Origin of the sequence: Halalkaliarchaeum sp. AArc-CO (assembly GCF_024972735.1) — an archaeon.
GTDB lineage: Archaea > Halobacteriota > Halobacteria > Halobacteriales > Haloferacaceae > Halalkaliarchaeum.
The window spans coordinates 1,473,985-1,492,684 of record NZ_CP087723.1 but is presented as its reverse complement, the minus strand read 5'-3'; the positions used below and the strand labels follow the sequence as shown (position 1 = coordinate 1,492,684).

Here is an 18,700-nt window from a genome sequence, read left to right as displayed (position 1 = left end):
TGTGTGGCTCGGAGTTCAGGGGTGTGCGTAGTAGACGACCGACTCCCCGTCACCGGACCCGTCGACACGAACGAACCCGACACGTTCGAACTGGATCACCTCGTCGACGTCAGCTGCCGCGAAATCCGGTTCCGCGACGCCACGGACGTCGCCGTCGGGCGTCCGCATTCGGACGTCGATTCCGCCGTCGGCTGGAACCCAGTGGACCACGGGGACGCCCTCTTCCCGGACGGCGTCGATGTCGTCGCCTGTGGGGACGAACACGCCCGTTTCCGCACTCGCGTCGGCGTCTGCAGCCTCGTAGCGAACGCAGCCGAACCCCTTCAGCCACGTTCGCTCGCCGTCGGCCGGAAGGTCGTCGCTTTCGAGTAGCACGGCATCCCCGACTGGAATCTCCCGCCGACCACGGTCCTCGTGGTCCGGATGTAGCGGTGGCGTGCCGACGGCTGGACTCCCGGAATCGGCCACACCGGCAGGTCTCCGCACTGGAACCTCGACGGCGGGTTTCCCCTCCCGATCTCGAACCAGGAAGTAACGGTTCGCTTCGTCGTCGACGAGTTCGCGATTGTTCGCGTACACCGTCGACATCGCGAGATCGACGTCGGCGGTGGACATTCCGAGTCCGATCATCGCCTCCACGATCGCCTCGCCGCGGATCCCTCGACGCCGAACCGACGCGAGCGTGGGCGCGCGCGGGTCGTCCCAGCCGGTCAGTTTCCCCTCGTCGATCAGCTCCTTGATCGTCGAGGTCGACAGCTTCACCTCGTACTCGTCGAGCTGGACGTGTCCCCAGTGGAGGACCTCGGGGTACTCCCACCCGAAGTAGTCGTACACGAACCGTTGACGCTTCGCCGAATCCTGGAGGTCGATCCCGCGGATGATGTGGGTGACGCCCGTGAGATGGTCGTCGATCCCCGACTGGAAATCGAGCATCGGCCAGCACCGGTAGTCGGCCGCCTCCGTTCGGGGGTGGGGGGTGTCGATGATCCGGAACGCGACCCAGTCGCGCAGGGCCGGGTTCTTGTGTTCGATGTCGGTTTTGACCCGAAGGACCATCTCTCCGGATGCGTACTCCCCGTCGACCATTGCCTCGAACTCTTCCCGCACCGTTTCGGGCTCTTTGTCGCGGTTGGGTGAGGGTTCGCCGGCGTTTTTCAGCTCGGAGAACTCCTCGGCGGGCAGGTCACAGGTGTACGCCCCGCCGAGCTCGATCAGCTCTCGTGCGTGCTCGTAGTACGTCTCCAGGCGGTCGCTGGCTTTGAGTACCCGATCCGGCTCGAAGCCGAGATAGTCGATGTCTTCGAGAATCGCGTCGTAGGCGTCGAGATCCGGCCGTTTCGTCTCCGGGTCGGTGTCGTCGAACCGGCAGATGAACTCCCCGTCGTACCGGTCTTTGTACGTGCCGATCACGGCGGGCATGCGGGCGTGTCCGAGATGCCACGGCCCGTTGGGGTTCGGCGCCGCGCGCATGACGACCGCACCCTGCTCGGCGTCGGGCAGTTCCGGCAGAACGTTATCGTCGTCCTCTTCGTCGGCCTCGAGTTCCGCGATCATCTCGGGGGCGAGTTCGGCCAGCCGATCCCGTCGTTCGGTCTCGGAAAGCCCCGCGACCTCCTCGACGACGCCGGCGACGACGCCGGGGATCTCGTCGCCGTGTGGCCTGAAGTCGGGATTCTCGCCCATGAGCGGCCCCATAATCGCTCCGACGTCCGGGTCGTTGCCGTGTTTGAGGGCGTTAAACAGGGCGTGTCGTTTCGCCTCTGTTCGAACGCGCTGTTTCAGAGTTTCGTCCATTGACGGAGGCTTCGCCTGGGCGCAGTAAAAAGGGATCCGAAGACGCCCCAATCTGCGGACGCCCGGATCCGATGACGCGCTCCGTCGAGAGCACACCCGGGTAGGGGCAACGTCCGCTACGGACGCCACAGGAAAAAGGCGGTCGTCGTTTTTGACCCGGTGTTGCCGACCAAAAACGGCTTGCAGCGTGAACGATCCCCGGGTTTTAAGGGAAATACAAGTCGAGGACGTGGCTGACAGTGTCGGGGATCGGAACGAGAGACAGGTTTTTCGCTCCGAGACTACTTCGTTCGACTATGGAAACGGGCGAGGGCGTCGTCGGTTCGCTGTTCGAGGATCCGGACCGGTTCGTCGCGATCCTCGACGCCGACGGGACCGTCCGCGAGATCAACGACGCCGCGACCGGCCGTCTGAACGCATCCCGGGAACACCTCGAGGGAAAGCGGTTCTGGGCGCTCCCGTGGCAGGGTGACGTCGAAACCCGAAGACGGCTCCAGCACGCGGTCACCGACGCGGCGGACGGCGAGTACGCGAACGTCGAGGCGACGATCGCACCCCGACCGAACGGCGGTGATCCTGCCGACGCCGAAACGAAACTCGAGTTCAGATTCCAGCCGATCGGTGACGGCTCCCGATCGGACGGCGGTCGTATTCTCGTCCAGGGCTCACTGCAGGCCGAACGCGAGCGTCTCGAACGGGAGCTTCGACAGTCCGAGCAGCTCCATCGAGTCACGCTCACGAACATGACGGAGACGATCCTCGTGACGAACGACGAAGGGGAGTTCACGTACGTCTGTCCGAACGTTCACTTCATCTTCGGTTACACCGTCGAGGAAATTCACGAGTTCGGAACGATCGATGCGCTCCTCGGCGGCGATCTCTTCGACCGGGAACGATTGGAGTCCGAGGGTGTGCTCACGAACCTCGAATGTACCGCGACCGACAAGGACGGCGACGAGCACGCACTGCTCGTGAACGTCCGGCAGGTGTCGATCCAGGGGGGAACGACGCTGTACAGCTGTCGGGATATAACCAAACGGAAACAGCGCGAGACCGCACTGACGCAGCTACAGGAGACGAGCCGAGAACTGCTGTACGCCGAGACGAAAGCCGAGATCGCGACCCGGGTGGCGAAGGACGCGACCACGGCGCTTTCGAACGGTGGCGTCGCTCTGTATCGGTTCGACAGGGAGGAAAACGTCCTGTACCCGATGGCAGTGTCACAGCCGCTCTTGCTGGCGGCCGGATCGCTTCCCGACGTGAGTCTCGACCAGGAGACCTGCATCAGCCGGGCGTACGTGGACGGCCGGAGGACTACGCGATCGGACGTGGACAAAAGCGACCTCCCGGACAGCCTGCTCGGGACCCTGTCGGGGGTCGTTGCCGTCCCACTGGATGATCACGGTGTTCTGCTGGCAGCCGCCACGGGGGAGGCAGAGCTCGCCGACGTCGACGAAGAGATCGCCGAGCTGCTTGCGGCCACGACGGAGGCGGCGTTCGATCGCCTGGAGCGGGAAACGCAGCTCCGAGAACGGGACGAAACACTCAAAAAGCGGAACCGCCGTCTGACGGAAGCGAACCGCCTCAACGAGATTATTCGGGAGATCGACCGGATCCTGGTCAACGCCGACTCCAGAGCCGAGATCGAACGCGGCGTCTGCGAGCGGCTGGCCACGAGCGACCGCTTCACCTTCGTGTGGATCGGGGAGGCAACCGCACGCGATCGTCACCTCCGTCCCCGAGAGTGGGCCGGCGACGGAAGCGGATATCTCGACGACATCTCGCTGTCCGTCCAGGAGGATATGGAGATCCAGGAACCGACACTCCAGACCGCACGGAACCGATCGACGACGGTTGTACCGAACGTCGCGGACGTTCTCCAGGAGGCCGACTGGTGCAAGCAGGCTGTGTCTCGGCAGTTCGACTCGATTATGTCGGTTCCGTTGATGTACGACGACGTATTGTTCGGGACGCTAACCGTCTACGACGACGAGCCGGACTCCTTTAGCGACACTGTTCGGTCGGTGTTCGAGGAGCTGGGAGCCACGATCGGCTCCGCCATCAACGACGTCCAGCGGAAGGAAGCGCTTCAAAGCGACACCGTCTTCAGGCTCTCTTACCGGCTCGAGGATCCGGCATCGATCCTCTCGCGGCTGGCGACGGCACTGGACTGTCGTCTGGAAGTCCGAAGCGAGGTGACCCGCACCGACGAGAGCACGGTGGTGTTCGTCGACGTCGAGGGGGCCAGCCCGGAGGCGGTCGCTGCGGAGGCCACCGAACTCGTTTCCGTCCGAGACTGTGAAGTGATTCGGGAGTCGGGGGAGGGAGGACTCGTCAGCCTGACGGTCGACGAGCCGTTCGTGACCTCGCTGCTGGCGAACCACGGTGCGACCCGCCGGACACTCACGGCCACGCCGGAAGCGCTCGATCTGGTCGTCGACGTCCCGGACGCGGCGACGTCGCGATCGGTGGACGAACTGCTCTCCACACAGTTTGCGGAGGTAGAACTGACCGCACGCCAAAAGCAGCTCCGGTCCAGAGACACCGACCACGACGTCGGCGCGCTGTTGACCGCGAGGCAGGAGGAGGTCGCCCGCGTGGCCTATCACAGCGGCTTCTTCGAACCGAACAGGAACGTCTCCGGCCGCGAGATCGCGGACACGCTGGACATCTCACACACCGCGTTTTACAACCACGTCCGTCGGGTCCAGGACAAACTGTTCACGTCGCTGTTCGACAGCGGGGACGAGTATATAACAGTTGAATAGAAGTTGAATAGTAAACCCCTTCGTTCCGAAGGGTGGTTTACAGTTCACCCAACTCACCTATCTGCAGGTAGTTCGTACCCAAATTTGTACCAATGTGTCGCGACGCAGCCTACGACGTCGACGGGCGCTCGGAGTACGAATGTCCGAACTGCGGCCAGACCGTCACCGCGGCGAGCTATCCGGGCGACTGTCCGGAGTGTGCAGCGCCGATGCGCAACCGAGCGACACCGTTCGAGTAATTACCCTCCATGTCTCAGAAAGCACTGATGGAAGCTACAGGTGAAGATTCAGAAAACGAAACTGCACTCGAAACCGCCAGACGTCAGCTGCACGAGGCGGCTGCCCACGTCGACGTCGATCCTGGCGTAATCGAGCGACTCAACCATCCGACCCGTGTCGTGGAGGTCTCGGTACCGATCAAACGAGACGACGGCACCGTCGACGTGTTTACGGGCTATCGTGCACAACACGACGACGTCCGCGGCCCGTACAAGGGTGGGCTCAGGTATCATCCCGACGTCACCGCCGACGAGTGTGTCGGACTGGCAATGTGGATGACCTGGAAGTGCGCCGTGATGGACATCCCGTTCGGCGGTGCGAAAGGTGGCGTGGTCGTGAACCCGAAGGAGCTGTCGACGCGCGAAAAGGAGCGACTCACCCGCCGATTCGCAGAAGAGATCCGCGACGAAGTCGGCCCTCACAAGGACATTGCCGCCCCCGACATGGGGACGGACGGCAAGACGATGGCGTGGTTCATGGACGCCTACAGTATGCAGGAAGGCGAGACTGCCCCCGGCGTCGTCACCGGAAAACCGCCCGTCATCGGCGGGAGCCACGGTCGGGAAGAGGCGCCGGGACGCAGCGTCGCGATTATCGCCCGGGAGGCGATAGACTACTACGACATGGACATCCGCGAGACCAGCGTCGCGGTTCAAGGGTACGGTAGCGTCGGAGCTAACGCCGCCCGGCTCCTCGACGACTGGGGCGCAACAGTCGTGGCTGTAAGCGACGTAAACGGGGGGATCTACGATCCCGACGGCCTCGACACCCGAACGGTGCCGTCACACGAAGAGGAACCGGAAGCGGTGATGCGTCAGGACGCGCCCAACACCGTCACGAACGAGGAACTGCTGGAACTGGACGTTGACGTGGTGATTCCGGCGGCAATCGGCAACGTACTCTCTCTCGAGAACGCCGACCGGATCCAGGCGGACGTCGTCGTCGAAGGGGCGAACGGTCCCACGACCTCCGGCGCGGATCGAGTGCTCGAAGAGCGGGGGATTCCGGTGATCCCGGACATACTCGCCAACGCCGGCGGAGTTACGGTGTCGTACTTCGAGTGGCTCCAGGACATCAACCGCCGGAAGTGGTCGAAAGAGCGCGTGTACAACGAGCTCGAGTCGGAGATGCTCTCGGCGTGGGATTCGGTCCGCGAGGAGGTCGAGGCCGGCGACGTGAGCTGGCGGGACGCAGCGTACGTCGTCGCGCTCGAACGGATCGGCGCCGCCAAAGAGACCCGGGGACTGTGGCCCTGAACGAGCGTTCGAGCGACTGACGCACGAACGCTTAAGTCCGAAGCCGGCTCCATCCCGGCGCGATGGTGCTTCGACGTCACCCGTCGGCGACCTGTAATCGGTGTGGTTCAGCGTTGTACTACCGATACCTCGAGGACTCTACCGGCTGGCAGATCTCCGTGACGTGTGATCCGGAAGACGGCTGCGGTCGGGACGTCGCGACGAAGCGGGCGCCGAGACACCACGTCGACCGACCCGAAGAAGCGCGAGCCGTTGCAAAACGTCTCGCCGGCGAACTGTGAGTCCGACCGCGGCACCCCGAGCTATCCCTATCGGACCCTTTTTAACCCCCTGGGGGACAATAGCAGTTCAATGAGTGCACCGTGGGACGGCTGGGACCACGTACTGAAAGTCGATCCCGACAAGGATCTTGTGGCGGGGGAGACGTTCGCGGACGTCTGTCGGACCGGCACCGACGCCATCGAGATCGGTGGTACGCGCGGGATAACCGAAGAGAAGATGCAGCGGGTAATCGAAGCGTGTTCCCGACACGACGTTCCGCTGTATCAGGAGCCGTCGAACCCGTCGGTGGTCATCGACTCGCCGGCACTGGACGGCTACCTGATCCCGACGGTGTTCAATGCAGAGGACAGCTTCTGGATCACCGGCGCCCACAAGGAGTGGGTCCGGATCGAAAACGGGCTCGATTGGGATCGCACCCACACCGAGGCGTACGTCGTCTTGAACCCCGACTCGGCAGTAGCTGAATACACCGACGCCGACTGCGACCAGGCCCCAGAAGACGTCGCCTCCTTCGCCGCAGTCGCCGAGAAACTGTTCGGTCAAGAGATCGTCTATCTCGAGTACTCCGGGACGCTCGGGGACCCCGACGTGGTGTCTGCGGCCGCTGACGCGCTCGATACTGCGACGCTGTTTTATGGGGGCGGAATCGCCGACTACGACGACGCCTACCGTATGGGGAAACACGCGGACGTCGTCGTCGTCGGGGATCTCCTCCACGAGGAAGGGGTCGATGCGGTGCGCGACACTGTCGAGGGCGTGAAAGACGCTCACGCGGAATCGACGGCCGTCGACGCGACGGGCCCGGACGCCGAGTGAACGATTGCGACGAGGTACAGTTAACAGTAGTTGGCAATATGACTCAGGTTTATATACGAATCCGCGGTAATCGAGTTCGGAACGCCAGTTTACGCGTTCCGAGCTAACTAAAGTAAATCACATTGCCAACAACTGTTAAGTGATCGCTGGAGGAGCCCAGAACGTGCGACTCGTTCATCGTCGCGGTCCGCCGGACGCACGCGAGGAACGGACACTGGCCACCGCAATCGACCGTGCCGACACGACGCTCCAACAGGCCAGAGGGTTGATGTTTCGCCGGTCGATCCCCGACGACTACGCCCTCGTGTTTCGGTTCGACCGTCCGGACACGCGAACGCTTCACATGCTGTTCGTTCCGTTCCCGATCGACGCGGTCTGGCTCACAGGTCCCGAGGTGATCCGCGTCGAGCGACTCCGTCCCTGGATCGGGTTCGCACGGGCAACCGCAGACACGATACTCGAGTTGCCGGCCGGGACGGCCGCCGACGTGAACCCGGGCGACACGATCGAGCTCATCGAGGAAAACGACGGCTAGCTCGGCTACTCGGGCGAGAAAACCTCGGCCCGATCGTCGGTCACGACGCCGTACTCGGCGCGATCGACCGCGGTCGGCGGCGGGTTCTCGTCGTATCGGGCAGCCAGGCTGGCCCGGACCGCCTCCCGAACGCAGGCGCGCGCCGCGTTGCCGACGACGGTCGCGCTCCCCGAAAACGTCGTCTCCGGGCCGGACGGATCGCAGGCGACGACGATCGCGTCGCTGGTCGTTCCGGGCGCGCCGATTGCAGACAGCAGCGTCGCCGCTTTCGCCTCGGCGGCAACCGCCACCAGGTTGGCGAGCGCCCCCTTCGAGAGTGCGGCGGTGGTCCCGACCACGAGATTGACCGTTCCGATCGGACGGTCCTCGTTTCCAGTGTCCGGAAGTTCGGTGCCCTCCGGATCCATCGGTAGCTCCGCGAGGTTCGACACGCCCGCTGTCGCGTACGCCTCCACCGGTCCCAGCCTGGCTCCGCGTGCGTTCTCGGCGTCGACTCCCGTCAGGAGTATCGGTGCCGCTCGCCCGATCTCGTCGGCCGGGAGGTCGGCGACTCCCGGCTCGGACAACCGGTCGGCGACGTCGACAGCGAGGTCGTCGGGATGCCAGCCCTCCGGAACAGTGACGCTGTAGGCGGCGTCCGCGACGCGTCTCCCGCCGCGCCAGCCGGTGGACAACCAGACGGTTTCCGGTCGCCGGATCGCGAGGACCCTACCAGTGAGGCTGGTCTCAAACATTCAACGCCTCCAGCATCCGGTCGTTCGCGTCGGACCCTTTTATCGCAACCCGTACGTGGGAATCGAGTCCGCGGAAACTCCTCGCGTCCCGGATCTCGACGCCCCGATCGCGGGCGGTTTCGACGACTTCCTCGACGGTCCGTCCCGACGGGCTGACGTCGAACAGGACGTACGGCGCTGCAGGCTCCGATGACGGCGGTGAGACGACCTCAAACGCCGTAGAGAGCCGTTTCTGGATCCGTTTCCGTTCGAGTGCGACCGACTCGCGGGTCGCTTCGACGAACCGATCACCCCGGCGGTCGGCGGTGAGACAGTGGGTTCCCACGCGGGCGGCCGGCGTCGAGAGGTTCCAGGGCCGCCTCGCTGTTTCGAGCCGGTCGCGGAGGCAGCCAGTCGCGACCGCGTAGCCGACCCTGATCCCCGGGAGGCCGAACAGTTTGGTCAGCGATCGAGCGACGACGGTGCCCTCCGTGCCCGCAAGCGACGGGGCATCCAGGTAGCCGAGGAACGCCTCGTCGGCCAGGAGGACCGTCCCTGCGCGCCGACACCGGTGTGTGAACTCCCGCAGGCGATCGGGATCGGGAAGCTCCCCAGTCGGGTTGTTCGGCGTACAGACGACGGCCAATGGGTACGGCTCCGGATCCAATCCGAGGAGTTCGTCCTGACCGTAAAACTCAGGTGTTGCCCCCTGAAGTCGGACTTCACGCTCGTATTCGGCGAAACTCGGTGCTGGAATCAGGACTTCGTCGCCGGGCGAGACGGTAACGGAGACGGCAAGTCTGATCGCGGCCAGCCCGCCCGGTGTCACGACGACGTCCTCGGGGTCGACGTCGCCGGAGGACGCGTCGCCGGAACCCGATTCTTCCTCGCCGTGAAACCGCTCGAGGAAGCCGGCTGCGGCCCGCCTGAACGCGTCGTATCCGTCGTCGGGATATCTGCGGGCGTCGTCGAACGCGGCCTCGTAAACCGCACGGGTTCCCGCAGGGGTGTTGGGGTTCGTGTTGGCGCTGAAATCCAGCAGGTCATCCCGCTCGGTTCCGCCGTGGGTCGCGCGTTCGACGCCGTCGATCGAGTGTGGATCCATCTACGGTTCCTCCACCGTACAAAGACGTTCGGCCACGCGTACGTCGCGTTTGCGGTTCACGTTCACTGCGAGCCGTGCGTCCCAGCTGTAGAAGAGACTGTCCTCCCGTTCGGTTTCGGTCGCTGCGACCACGTTGAGCCCCGCCGGTATCCAGGGGGTGTCGCCGTCGATGCTCGCTTCGAGTTCCCGTTTGAGTGCAGCCGGAACGACGGTCGTGGCCGATCGCACGCGAAAGCCGCCTTCGGGGCGTTCGTCGACGTTCCTGTTTCGAGGGTCTTCCCGGGCGTGTGCGATCAGCTGGTTCACTGGTTGGGATGCGAGCAACGGCAGATCGGCAACGGCCGTGAGTACTGGGGGTTCGACCGGTCCCGCCTGGAGCGCAGTCTGAAGGTCGGAGACGTAGCCGTTCCCCGGCGTCTCGATGCACGGGAGCTCGCCGTCGAGGTGAGCGGTGGTCTCCGGTGCATGTGGCGACACGACAGCGTACACCCGATCGACGCGACTGTTCCGGAGGGCCTCCCGGACCCGATCCACCATTGGAACGCCGCAAATCGGCACCAGGGGTTTTTCAGTGTCCGATTCGAGGCGGGTTCCCTGCCCGCCACACATCACGAGAGCGTCCACGCGATCACCCCCACGTGGAGTCCGGCGAGACGGGCGATTTCGTTCGCCGCACCGAACACGTCGCCGTTGACGCCGCCGAGCAGGCGGTTCGCCCAGGCCGCCAGGAATCCGCCTCCCAGAAACGCGCCGAGGAGTGCGGCGGCGACGGGGACAACAGCCCCGACGGGAGCACCCACCGCGACGATCGGTAGCGACACGAGTACCGGAACCGCCAGGTCGCTGCGGTCCGCATTCGTCGTGAACGCCGATCCGAGCCCCTCGTGTCTGGCTGTGCCGACGCAGGCGACTGCCGCCATCGACAGCTTCGCGCCGACTTCGGTGGCGATCACGACAGCGAACACTGCTGTGGAGCCGACGCGTCCGAGCCCGTAAAATCCGAACGCGAGCGCGACGAGCGCGGCAACGGCGACCGCGATCGCGCCGACGCCGACGGTGGTGTCCTTCAGAACCGCGACCCGTTCGTCCGGGTCGCCGTGGACGACTGCCGCGTCGCCGAGATCCAGCAAGCCGTCCAGGTTGTTGATCCCTGCAACCGCGTACACGGCAAGCAGTCCGACGACCGCCACGCTCGCGGCGGGAACCCCGGCCGCGGCGACGACGGCGACCGGCAGGCCGATCAGCGCACCGATGACGTACCCCGAGAGCGGGAACGCCGTCGGTGTGCGTTCGAACGCCTCCCAGTCCCGGGTCTCCCTGCCGATCGGGATCCGAGAGAGGAACCCGATCGCCCCCCGGACTGCGGGCAACAGTCCGTCAGTCACCCGAGGACACCTCCCAGACCCAACACCCAGCCGCCCGAAAGCAAAAACGACGCGATCGCGGCCCGGTCGACGAGTCGGACTCCCTCGAGTCCGCAGCCGACGTCGGGAAACGCCGCGTCGGGGTTGAGAACGTACGATCCGGGCTTTTCGAGCCTGACGTCGATGGCGGCCGACAGCGCCGCCATCGGCCAGCCCGAGTTCGGCGACGGGGGCGTTCGTGCCCAGCCAGCGGCCCGACGGATCGCTGCGGGATCCAGCGCAACACCTGCAATTAACACTGCACTCGCCCGCGCTGGAACCGCCATCACGAGGTCGTCGAGACGTGCGCTCGGCCCGCCGACGGCTTTCGACCGGTAGCCCAGCATCGAGTCGAGCGTGTTGACCCCTTTCACCCAGGCGGCGGCCGCCGCGGCAACCGGAAGCGAGACGAGGGCGCCGACCGCAAAGGCCGCAAGCGGGGCGACGAGACCGTCCGCGAGGTTCTCCGCGGCGCTTTCGACAGCAGCGCTGCGAAGTTCCTCGGGGGCGAGCGACTCCGGATCGCGCCCGGCGAGTGCGGGAAGTCGCTCGCGCGCTGCGGCGGGATCCGACTCGCTTGCGGCGATGACCGCCCGCGCCTCCGAGCGGAGCAGCCGACGGCTGAGCGTCACGAACAGGACGAGCCCGGCGACCAGTGCTTCTGCTGGACCCGGCGCGACGGAGACGACCGCCCACACGATCGCCGCGGCCCCCAGGGGAAGCCCCAGCGCGAGCGTTCCGACCACTCGGGGACGCCTCCACTCGCGATCCACCGCCGCGACGGCCAGCCCGAACCAGGCGACCGGATGCAGCCGTTTCGGCGGCTCTCCGACGGTCGTATCGAGGAGGAACGCGATCGCGACCGCGAGGGCGGCCGAGACGCCGACGGAAACGGCCGCGGGAACACTCGCCGGTGACGCGAGCTCGATCACTGGATCCGCACCTCCGAGAGCCGATCCGGCACTGCCGAAAGCGACACGTTCTCGAGCAGGATTGCGATCCCACCGACGTCCTCGATCCCGCCGTCCGTTTCCGGATTGTCACCGACGTGGACGAGATCCGTCACGTCGACACCGAGACGGTCGGCGGCGGCCTGGAAGGCCCGTCGGTCCGGTTTGCGGTAGCCGACGTCGACGCTCGCGAGAACGGCGTCGAACCGACCGTCGAGCGCGACCCGTTCGAGCGTCCGGTCGACCAGTCCCGGTACCGAGCAGTTCGAGAGCAGGCCAACCCGTCCCCTCCGAGATGCCGCCTCGATCGCTGTCCCGGCTCCATCCCGACGATTCACTCGGCGGTCGAACGCGGCACGAACTGCCTCAGTGACGACGTCCGCTTCGCCAGATCCCGGCCCGTCAGGGCGCCTGCTTTGCCCCGGGGAGTCTGTGTCCACCCCGGACTCCTCGAGCGCCGCTCGAACGTGGTCGGGAAGCGAGAGCTCCCGACCCGGCTCGATGTCGACCTGCGGAGTGGCGTACAGTTCCTCCCAGTTCTCTGGAACGGAGACGTCCCGCGTCCGGAGTTCCTCCGCGAGGGCCTCCGCCGGATCGTCCGGGCGGGAAGCCGACACGAGAGTTCCAAAGAGATCGAACGTGATCGCGATCGACCGATCGTCGCTCACGGGTATTTTCCCTCCCGGGAAGGTCGCTTCTCCGGCGACAGCTTCAGCGGCGAGAGATCCAGGTTCGAGGCGACGAGCTCGGCGGCTGCGTCGTACGGGTCGGGTACGCCGGCGTCGCTTCCGGCAGCCTCGGGCGGTCGTCGACCGGCCGCCTCGAAGACTGCCGTCAGAAAGCCCCGACGGGCGGTTTCGTTTTCGAACAGCCCATGGAGATACGTCCCGAGTACGTCATCCATCGCCGCGCTCGTCGGGCCGACCGGCCGGTCGATATCGTCCGTCGAACTCCCTTTGCTCTCCCGGAGCGCGGTGTCCCCCATGTGGATCTCGTAGCCGGAGACGGTCCCCGTCGCGCCGCCGAGTGCGGCCGTCGGCGCGAGCGTTCGCTCGACGGCCTCGACGTGTTTCTCGGTGGAAAATCGCGTCTCGACGGGGAGCCGACCGATCCCCTCGAGTTCGGTTTCGCCCCTGGTCCCCTCGACGTCCGCGTTCAGGATGCGCTCGCCGAGCTGCTGGTAGCCGCCACAGAGGCCGACGATCGGGCCTTCGAAGTCGGCGATCTCCTCGACCATGCCGGCGGATTCGAGGGCGATAAGGTCGTCGACGGTGTTTTTCGTCCCCGAGAGTACGAGGCCGTCGATCCCGTCGAGCGACGCGGAAAGCGGGAGGTAGACCACCCGGACGCCGGGCTCTCGAGCCAGCGGCCCCAGATCGGTCATGTTCGAGGCCCGAGGGAGCCGCGGGACACCAACCTGTACGGTTCGGTGCTCGGGGACGCCGTCGTCGTCGCCGATGACGGCGCGCTCGCCGACCGCCGGCAGGGAGACGCTGTCTTCCTCGGGGAGACCGGGATCGTCGTAGGGCAGGACACCCAATACGGGGACGCCTGTGCGTTCCTCCAGCTCCTCGATCGCCGGTTCCAGGATCTCCCGGTCGCCTCTGAACTTGCTGATGACGACGCCAGCAATCCGGTCGGTTACGTCATCGGGCGCGAGTTCGAGAGTGCCGACGACGCTCGCGAACGCACCGCCGCGTTCGATGTCGGCCACGAGCACCACGTCGGCGTCGGCGAAGCGCGCGGTTTCGACGTTCGCGAGATCGCGATCCCGCAGATTCGGTTCGCCGACGCTGCCGGCCCCCTCCGCGACGATCACCTCGTGATCGGCCGCGAGCCGTCCGTGTGCTCGGCTGGCGGCCTCCAGGGCGCGATCCCAGTAGTCGCTGTAGTACTCTCCGGCCGCGAGCGTCGCGACCGCGTCGCCGTCGACGACCAGCTGGGAGGCGCCCTCGGCGTGGGGCTTCAAAAGGACCGGGTTGTGATCGGTCGTCGGATGGATACGGGCGGCCCGCGCCTGGACGTACTGGGAGACGCCGATCTCGCCGAAGGCGTTCCCGTCACGTTCCGGCATGTCGTCGGAATCCGTCGCACCATCGCGGTCCACCGGACGGGGAGCCGTCGCCTTCGGGACCGCACGCGCGTTGTTCGACATGTTCTGTGCTTTGTACGGCGCGACGTCGAACCCGCGATCGGCGAGATGACGACAGAGGCCGGCAACGACAGTGCTTTTCCCGACGTGTGACGCCGTACCGGCGACGAGGATCGTTCGGGTCACTTGTCCGTCCGTCTGTCGTGGTCCGACAAGAACGTACGGGATCCGGTTCGAATCCCGAGAAGGTGGTTATCCCATCCGGGCCGCCTGGCGGGCGAGTTCCACGTCGTGGGACGGGTTTCGGGTGAGGCTCGGCCCGTGACCGACGTGCATCTCGGCGACGTCGTCGCCGACGAGCGCGTGGATTCGGTCGATGCTCTCGATCAGTTTTCCTCGGTCGCCCTCTGCGAGATCGGTTCGGCCGAATCCACCGTTCTGAAACACGAGGTCTCCCGCGAAGAGGATTCCCGGTTCGCGGGCGTAAAAACAGAGGTGATCGTTTTTGTGCCCCGGCGTGTGGACCGCAAGGTAGTCGTGATCGCCCAGTCGAACGGTTTCCTCGTCTTCGATCGGATTGTCGGTGGCGGGCTGGTCGGTGTCGAACCCCCACGTCTCGACGTCGAACGCCTCTTTCACCTCCGGAACGTTGCCGACGTGATCGGGGTGAGTGTGGGTAAGCACGACGGCGTCGAGCGTCGTCGATCCACCCCTGTCGACGCCGTCGTCCCCATCAACTGTTCGCTCCTCGAGTTCTCGGCGGATTCGGGGGACGATGTCGAAGTTGGCGCCGGTGTCGACCAGTACTGTCCGGTCGCCCACCACGAGAAACGCGTTGCTCGTGAACGCCTGCACGCCGGCTGCCAGGTTACGGATCATGGCTCTCCCTACGGAGGGTCGGTAGTTCAATTATCTGCATCTATTTGTATCTGGCCCCGGTCGTCTCCACCGACAACCGAGCCATGCAACAGTACCTCGATCTCGTCGAAGACGCTCTCGCGACCGGAACGTACAAACCGAACCGAACCGGCGTCGACACGATCGCGTCGTTTAGCCAGCATTACACGATCGACCTCGCCTCGGGGTATCCTCTGCTCACGACCAAGAAACTCGACGGCTACCGCTGGAACTCGCTGATACACGAGGTCCTGTGGTATCTCTCGGGGGAAGAACACGTCCGGAACCTCTCGGAGGAAACAGGGATCTGGGACGCCTGGGCCGACGAGGACGGGGCTCTCGACACCGCCTACGGCCGGTTCTGGCGACGGTACCCCGTCCCCGAAGCTGCGGGCCAGCTCCCGGGGGAGTCGTGGCCGGACGACGACAACCCGTGGATCACCGTCGAGACGGAGTCGGGAACGGGCGTCCGGCGGACGTTCGATCAGATCCAGTACGTGCTGGACGGACTCCTGGAGGACCCACACTCGCGGCGCTACGTGGTCAACGCGTGGCACCCCGCCAACGCGGCGGTGTCGACGCTGCCGCCGTGTCACTACACGTTCGTCCTCAACGTTCAGGGCGGGAAGCTCCACTGTCAGCTGATGCAACGCTCCGGCGACATCGCGCTGGGAGTGCCCTTCAACATCGCCGCCTACTCGCTGCTCGCGAACGCGATCGCCCAGCGTACCGGGTTCGAACTCGGGGAGTTCGGTCACACGATCGTCGACGCCCACGTCTACTGCGGGCAAGGGAATCGAGGAGAGTGGTACGCCCAGAACCTGCCGGAGTTGCAACGGCGCCTCGCCGACGCCGACCGGGCGGCCGACTACGCGGAGCTCAACGCGTGGATCGAGTCGGAGGCACCGACGGAAGCGCCCGACGAAGAGGGGTACGATCACGTCCCCGGGCTGCTCGAACAGCTCACCCGCGAGCCGAACGCCCGTCCGGAGATCGAGATCGCGGACAAACCCCTCGAGGAGTTGGGCTTCGAGGACATCAATCTGCGTGACTACGACCCGGAACCGGGCATCGACTTCGCGGTCGCAGAATGACGACGTTCACGTTGATCGCCGCGGTGGCAGAAAACGGCGTCATCGGCGACGAGGGCGGGATCCCGTGGGAGTATCCCGAGGATCTCCGTCGGTTCAAGCGCCTTACCACCGGCCATCCGGTGGTACTCGGCCGTCGAACATACGAGGGGATCGAAGCCAGGCTCGGTGGGCCGCTTCCCGACCGGCGGAACGTCGTCCTCTCGCGATCGGACCCGGACGTCCCCGGCGAGGTTCTCCTCGCGGAGTCGGTCGACGAGGCGGTCGAACTCGCCGAGGCGGCGGCCGAGGAGATGGGCGTCTCGGAGGTGTTCGTCGCCGGCGGAGCGACAGTATATGAAGCGTTCCGCCCGCTTTCGACCCGAATGGAGCTGACAGAGATCCACGAGTCACACGAGGGAGACACACGGTTCCCGTCGTGGGACCGGGAGGACTGGCGGGAGGTCCAACGGGACGACAGGGAAGCGTTCTCGTTCGTGACGTACGAACGCCGGTCGTAGCGAGTGCAGACCGGCTCCGGAGACGACAGCAGGGCCGGACGGGAGTCGTGCCGATTCGCGAGGGTTTTTCCCCGCGGCAGCCATAGCCGTGCGCGATGACCGAACAGACGGCCGGATCACTGTCGCCGACGACCCGGGAGGACCGACGATGAGGGGCAACGACCAGCAGGCGTACGATCGCGGAACGTCGCTGTTCTCGCCCGACGGACGGATCTATCAGGTCGAATACGCCCGCGAGGCAGTCTCGCGCGGTGCGCCGAGCGTCGGGATCCGGACCCCCGAAGGGGTCGTCCTGGCGGCGCTGGCACAGCCCTCCTCGGAGCTGATGGAGGCCGAGAGCATCGAGAAGCTCCACAAGCTGGACGACCACGTGGGGACGACCAACGCCGGCCACGTCGCCGACGCTCGGAACCTGATCGACTACGCACGGCGGTTCGCCCAGGGGAACCAGCTGCGATACGGCGAGCCGGTCGGCGTCGAAGCGTTGACGAAACACGTCACCGACTACATCCAGGAGAACACCCAGATGGGTGGTACCCGGCCGTTCGGGGCTGCCCTTCTGATCGGCGGCATCGAGGACGGCCGTCCCCGGCTGTTCAGCGCCGATCCCTCGGGGACGCCACACGAGTGGCGCGCGACCGTCATCGGCGCCGACAGAAGCGAGATCCAGTCGCTCCTCGAGGAGGAGTGGGACGAGGAACTCACGCTCGAAGACGGAATCGAACTCGCGATTCGGGCGCTGCAGGTCCGGTCGGAGGAGCTCGAGGCAGAGCACGTGAACCTGGTGACGGTGACGCCCGAGGACGGCTACCGCCACTGTCCAGTCGAAGACGTCGCGGACGTGCTCGATCGGATCCTGGGAGACGACGAGGACACAGGCGACGGCGACGCGACCGACGACGACGAGGACGACAGCGCGGAATAACCGGCCCGTTCCGCCGGCTGCGGTGATTTTACGATTCCGGGAGTCGACTCGCGAGTATGCACCTTCTGTGTGGCGGCCACGTGGCGGACGCGTCCGGAACACGGCGTGCCGACGTCGCGATCGAAGACGGACAGATTTCGGCGGTCGGTACGGACGACCCCGCACTCGAGGAAGCGAACGCCGAGCGAGTGACAGACGTCTCCGGCGAGTATATTGCGCCGGGGCTGATCGACAGTCACGTCCACCTGCCGATGGACGGCCGTCCGGACGTCGAGGAGTACCTCGACGACACGGCGTACATGGCTTCCTACCGCACAGCCGAGAACCTGCGGACGGCGGTTTCGGCGGGTGTGACCGTAGTTCGGGACCTCGGCTCGCGGGAGACGCTGGCGGTCGACGCTGCAACGGCCGTCGCCGAGGGCACGATCGAGGGGCCGAGGGTGGTGGCCGCAGGCGAAAACGTCGTGATGACCGGCGGACACGGCTACTGGTTCGGGCGGGAGGCCGACGGTCCGGCAGAGATCCGGAAGGCCGTCCGTGAGCAGCTCAAGGCCGGCGCAGAGGTAATCAAGTGCATGGCGACCGGCGGCGTGTTGACAAGCGGCGCCCAGACTGGCGCCCCGGAGCTGACCCCCGAAGAGCTCGAGGCGCTCGTGGAGACGGCGAGCGCGAAGGGCGTCCCGACGGCCGCCCACGCCCACGGCGACCGCGGGATCGAAAACGCCGTCCGGGCGGGGATCACGAGCATCGAGCACGGGACCTTCATGAGTCGCGAGACGGCGGAACTGATGGCCGATCGGGGAACCTACTGGGTCCCGACCGCGAGCGCCCTGCGGGGGATCGTCGAACACGGCGTCGAGGCGGGCATCCCCGAGGAGGCCGTCGCGAAGGCCGAGGAGGCTGCCGAGGCGTTCGGGAGTGCCTTCGAGAACGCACTGTCTGCGGACGTCCGGGTGGCGATGGGCACCGACGCCGGGACCCCGTTCAACTACTTCGGGAACATCCCGGGGGAGCTATCGTACATGGTCGAGTACGGGATGGCCCCCGAGACCGCGCTGGAGGCGGCGACCGTCAACGCGGCGGAGCTACTGGGGCTCGACGACGTTGGGCGCGTGGAGTCGGAGTATCGTGCGGATCTGGTGGTGTTGGATGCGGATCCGAACACGGATGCCACGGCGTGGCAGTCACCGACGGCAGTTTATAAGGACGGATCGAAGATCAGGTGAGAGTCGAGCGGGGTCGACCGCGGTGGAACGGTGGTGACGGATCGCACGGCGGCGGCGAAACGGAAGCG

General features: G+C 65.9%; 19 protein-coding genes. 10 read left to right on the top strand and 9 right to left on the bottom strand.

Going from position 1 to position 18,700, the window contains the following annotated elements; genetic code table 11:
- Nucleotides 1–15: 15 nt before the first annotated feature.
- Complete coding sequence (locus tag AArcCO_RS08045) at nucleotides 16–1,794, bottom strand: glutamate--tRNA ligase (RefSeq protein ID WP_259536376.1); 1,779 nt, start codon at nucleotides 1,792–1,794, stop codon at nucleotides 16–18.
- 296 nt (nucleotides 1,795–2,090) lie between these two features.
- Here AArcCO_RS08045 and AArcCO_RS08040 point away from each other — a divergent pair, with 296 nt between their 5' ends.
- From AArcCO_RS08040 to AArcCO_RS08015, 6 genes are all read left to right on the top strand, one after another.
- Nucleotides 2,091–4,562: a bacterio-opsin activator domain-containing protein gene (locus AArcCO_RS08040; RefSeq protein WP_259536375.1), complete on the top strand. Its 2,472-nt coding sequence runs from the start codon at nucleotides 2,091–2,093 to the stop codon at nucleotides 4,560–4,562.
- Nucleotides 4,563–4,654: 92 nt separating this feature from the next.
- Complete coding sequence (locus tag AArcCO_RS08035) at nucleotides 4,655–4,801, top strand: rubrerythrin-like domain-containing protein (RefSeq protein ID WP_259536374.1); 147 nt, start codon at nucleotides 4,655–4,657, stop codon at nucleotides 4,799–4,801.
- A gap of 9 nt (nucleotides 4,802–4,810) precedes the next feature.
- On the top strand, nucleotides 4,811–6,097 hold the full coding sequence (gene gdhB / locus AArcCO_RS08030) for a glutamate dehydrogenase GdhB (RefSeq protein WP_303650973.1): 1,287 nt from the start codon (nucleotides 4,811–4,813) through the stop codon (nucleotides 6,095–6,097).
- 62 nt (nucleotides 6,098–6,159) lie between these two features.
- On the top strand, nucleotides 6,160–6,378 hold the full coding sequence (locus tag AArcCO_RS08025; RefSeq protein ID WP_259536373.1) for a hypothetical protein: 219 nt from the start codon (nucleotides 6,160–6,162) through the stop codon (nucleotides 6,376–6,378).
- Nucleotides 6,379–6,448: 70 nt separating this feature from the next.
- Nucleotides 6,449–7,195 (top strand): phosphoglycerol geranylgeranyltransferase, encoded by a 747-nt coding sequence (locus tag AArcCO_RS08020; RefSeq protein ID WP_259536372.1) that lies wholly within the window; start codon nucleotides 6,449–6,451, stop codon nucleotides 7,193–7,195.
- A 163-nt stretch (nucleotides 7,196–7,358) separates the two neighbouring features.
- Complete coding sequence (locus AArcCO_RS08015; RefSeq protein WP_259536371.1) at nucleotides 7,359–7,730, top strand: DUF192 domain-containing protein; 372 nt, start codon at nucleotides 7,359–7,361, stop codon at nucleotides 7,728–7,730.
- A gap of 5 nt (nucleotides 7,731–7,735) precedes the next feature.
- Here the strand turns inward: AArcCO_RS08015 and AArcCO_RS08010 are convergent, their stop codons facing one another.
- The 8 genes from AArcCO_RS08010 to AArcCO_RS07975 all read right to left on the bottom strand — a co-directional run bounded on the left by AArcCO_RS08010 (nucleotide 7,736) and on the right by AArcCO_RS07975 (nucleotide 14,872).
- Complete coding sequence (locus AArcCO_RS08010) at nucleotides 7,736–8,464, bottom strand: adenosylcobinamide amidohydrolase (protein WP_259536370.1); 729 nt, start codon at nucleotides 8,462–8,464, stop codon at nucleotides 7,736–7,738.
- Nucleotides 8,457–9,548: an aminotransferase class I/II-fold pyridoxal phosphate-dependent enzyme gene (locus AArcCO_RS08005; protein ID WP_259536369.1), complete on the bottom strand. Its 1,092-nt coding sequence runs from the start codon at nucleotides 9,546–9,548 to the stop codon at nucleotides 8,457–8,459. The genes AArcCO_RS08010 and AArcCO_RS08005 overlap by 8 nt, the downstream gene beginning before the upstream one ends.
- Nucleotides 9,549–10,157, bottom strand: coding sequence for an NTP transferase domain-containing protein (locus AArcCO_RS08000; RefSeq protein WP_345780885.1), 609 nt, complete (start codon nucleotides 10,155–10,157; stop codon nucleotides 9,549–9,551).
- A complete protein-coding gene (gene cobS / locus AArcCO_RS07995) occupies nucleotides 10,157–10,933 on the bottom strand; it encodes an adenosylcobinamide-GDP ribazoletransferase (RefSeq protein WP_259536367.1) in 777 nt (258 codons plus the stop codon). The genes AArcCO_RS08000 and cobS overlap by 1 nt, the downstream gene beginning before the upstream one ends.
- Nucleotides 10,930–11,880, bottom strand: a complete 951-nt coding sequence (locus AArcCO_RS07990; RefSeq protein ID WP_345780884.1) for a CobD/CbiB family cobalamin biosynthesis protein — start codon at nucleotides 11,878–11,880, stop codon at nucleotides 10,930–10,932. Before AArcCO_RS07990 ends, cobS begins: the two co-directional genes overlap by 4 nt.
- Nucleotides 11,880–12,551, bottom strand: coding sequence for an HAD family hydrolase (locus AArcCO_RS07985; protein ID WP_345780883.1), 672 nt, complete (start codon nucleotides 12,549–12,551; stop codon nucleotides 11,880–11,882). The genes AArcCO_RS07990 and AArcCO_RS07985 overlap by 1 nt, the downstream gene beginning before the upstream one ends.
- 14 nt (nucleotides 12,552–12,565) lie before the next feature.
- Nucleotides 12,566–14,179: a cobyric acid synthase gene (locus tag AArcCO_RS07980; protein ID WP_259536364.1), complete on the bottom strand. Its 1,614-nt coding sequence runs from the start codon at nucleotides 14,177–14,179 to the stop codon at nucleotides 12,566–12,568.
- A gap of 66 nt (nucleotides 14,180–14,245) precedes the next feature.
- Nucleotides 14,246–14,872 carry an MBL fold metallo-hydrolase gene (locus tag AArcCO_RS07975; protein WP_259536363.1) on the bottom strand — a complete coding sequence of 209 codons (627 nt, stop codon included), beginning with the start codon at nucleotides 14,870–14,872 and terminating at the stop codon, nucleotides 14,246–14,248.
- 83 nt (nucleotides 14,873–14,955) lie between these two features.
- Here AArcCO_RS07975 and thyA point away from each other — a divergent pair, with 83 nt between their 5' ends.
- From thyA to AArcCO_RS07955, 4 genes are all read left to right on the top strand, one after another.
- Nucleotides 14,956–15,984, top strand: coding sequence for a thymidylate synthase (gene thyA / locus AArcCO_RS07970; protein ID WP_259536362.1), 1,029 nt, complete (start codon nucleotides 14,956–14,958; stop codon nucleotides 15,982–15,984).
- Nucleotides 15,981–16,481, top strand: a complete 501-nt coding sequence (locus AArcCO_RS07965; RefSeq protein WP_259536361.1) for a dihydrofolate reductase — start codon at nucleotides 15,981–15,983, stop codon at nucleotides 16,479–16,481. The genes thyA and AArcCO_RS07965 overlap by 4 nt, the downstream gene beginning before the upstream one ends.
- 148 nt (nucleotides 16,482–16,629) lie before the next feature.
- Nucleotides 16,630–17,406, top strand: coding sequence for an archaeal proteasome endopeptidase complex subunit alpha (psmA, locus tag AArcCO_RS07960; protein WP_259536360.1), 777 nt, complete (start codon nucleotides 16,630–16,632; stop codon nucleotides 17,404–17,406).
- Nucleotides 17,407–17,462: 56 nt separating this feature from the next.
- The gene (locus AArcCO_RS07955; protein ID WP_259536359.1) at nucleotides 17,463–18,632 is read left to right on the top strand and encodes a metal-dependent hydrolase family protein; all 1,170 of its coding nucleotides are present in this window, start codon (nucleotides 17,463–17,465) and stop codon (nucleotides 18,630–18,632) included.
- Nucleotides 18,633–18,700: the final 68 nt, after the last annotated feature.

Excerpts from the sequence above, each read along its gene's own strand:
- AArcCO_RS08045 (WP_259536376.1), bottom strand. The coding sequence starts at position 1,794 with ATGGACGAAACTCTGAAACAGCGCGTTCGAACAGAGGCGAAACGACAC.
- AArcCO_RS08040 (WP_259536375.1), top strand. The coding sequence starts at position 2,091 with ATGGAAACGGGCGAGGGCGTCGTCGGTTCGCTGTTCGAGGATCCGGAC.
- AArcCO_RS08035 (WP_259536374.1), top strand. The coding sequence starts at position 4,655 with ATGTGTCGCGACGCAGCCTACGACGTCGACGGGCGCTCGGAGTACGAA.
- gdhB (WP_303650973.1), top strand. The coding sequence starts at position 4,811 with ATGTCTCAGAAAGCACTGATGGAAGCTACAGGTGAAGATTCAGAAAAC.
- AArcCO_RS08025 (WP_259536373.1), top strand. The coding sequence starts at position 6,160 with ATGGTGCTTCGACGTCACCCGTCGGCGACCTGTAATCGGTGTGGTTCA.
- AArcCO_RS08020 (WP_259536372.1), top strand. The coding sequence starts at position 6,449 with ATGAGTGCACCGTGGGACGGCTGGGACCACGTACTGAAAGTCGATCCC.
- AArcCO_RS08010 (WP_259536370.1), bottom strand. The coding sequence starts at position 8,464 with ATGTTTGAGACCAGCCTCACTGGTAGGGTCCTCGCGATCCGGCGACCG.
- AArcCO_RS08005 (WP_259536369.1), bottom strand. The coding sequence starts at position 9,548 with ATGGATCCACACTCGATCGACGGCGTCGAACGCGCGACCCACGGCGGA.
- AArcCO_RS08000 (WP_345780885.1), bottom strand. The coding sequence starts at position 10,157 with ATGTGTGGCGGGCAGGGAACCCGCCTCGAATCGGACACTGAAAAACCC.
- AArcCO_RS07975 (WP_259536363.1), bottom strand. The coding sequence starts at position 14,872 with ATGATCCGTAACCTGGCAGCCGGCGTGCAGGCGTTCACGAGCAACGCG.
- thyA (WP_259536362.1), top strand. The coding sequence starts at position 14,956 with ATGCAACAGTACCTCGATCTCGTCGAAGACGCTCTCGCGACCGGAACG.
- AArcCO_RS07965 (WP_259536361.1), top strand. The coding sequence starts at position 15,981 with ATGACGACGTTCACGTTGATCGCCGCGGTGGCAGAAAACGGCGTCATC.
- psmA (WP_259536360.1), top strand. The coding sequence starts at position 16,630 with ATGAGGGGCAACGACCAGCAGGCGTACGATCGCGGAACGTCGCTGTTC.
- AArcCO_RS07955 (WP_259536359.1), top strand. The coding sequence starts at position 17,463 with ATGCACCTTCTGTGTGGCGGCCACGTGGCGGACGCGTCCGGAACACGG.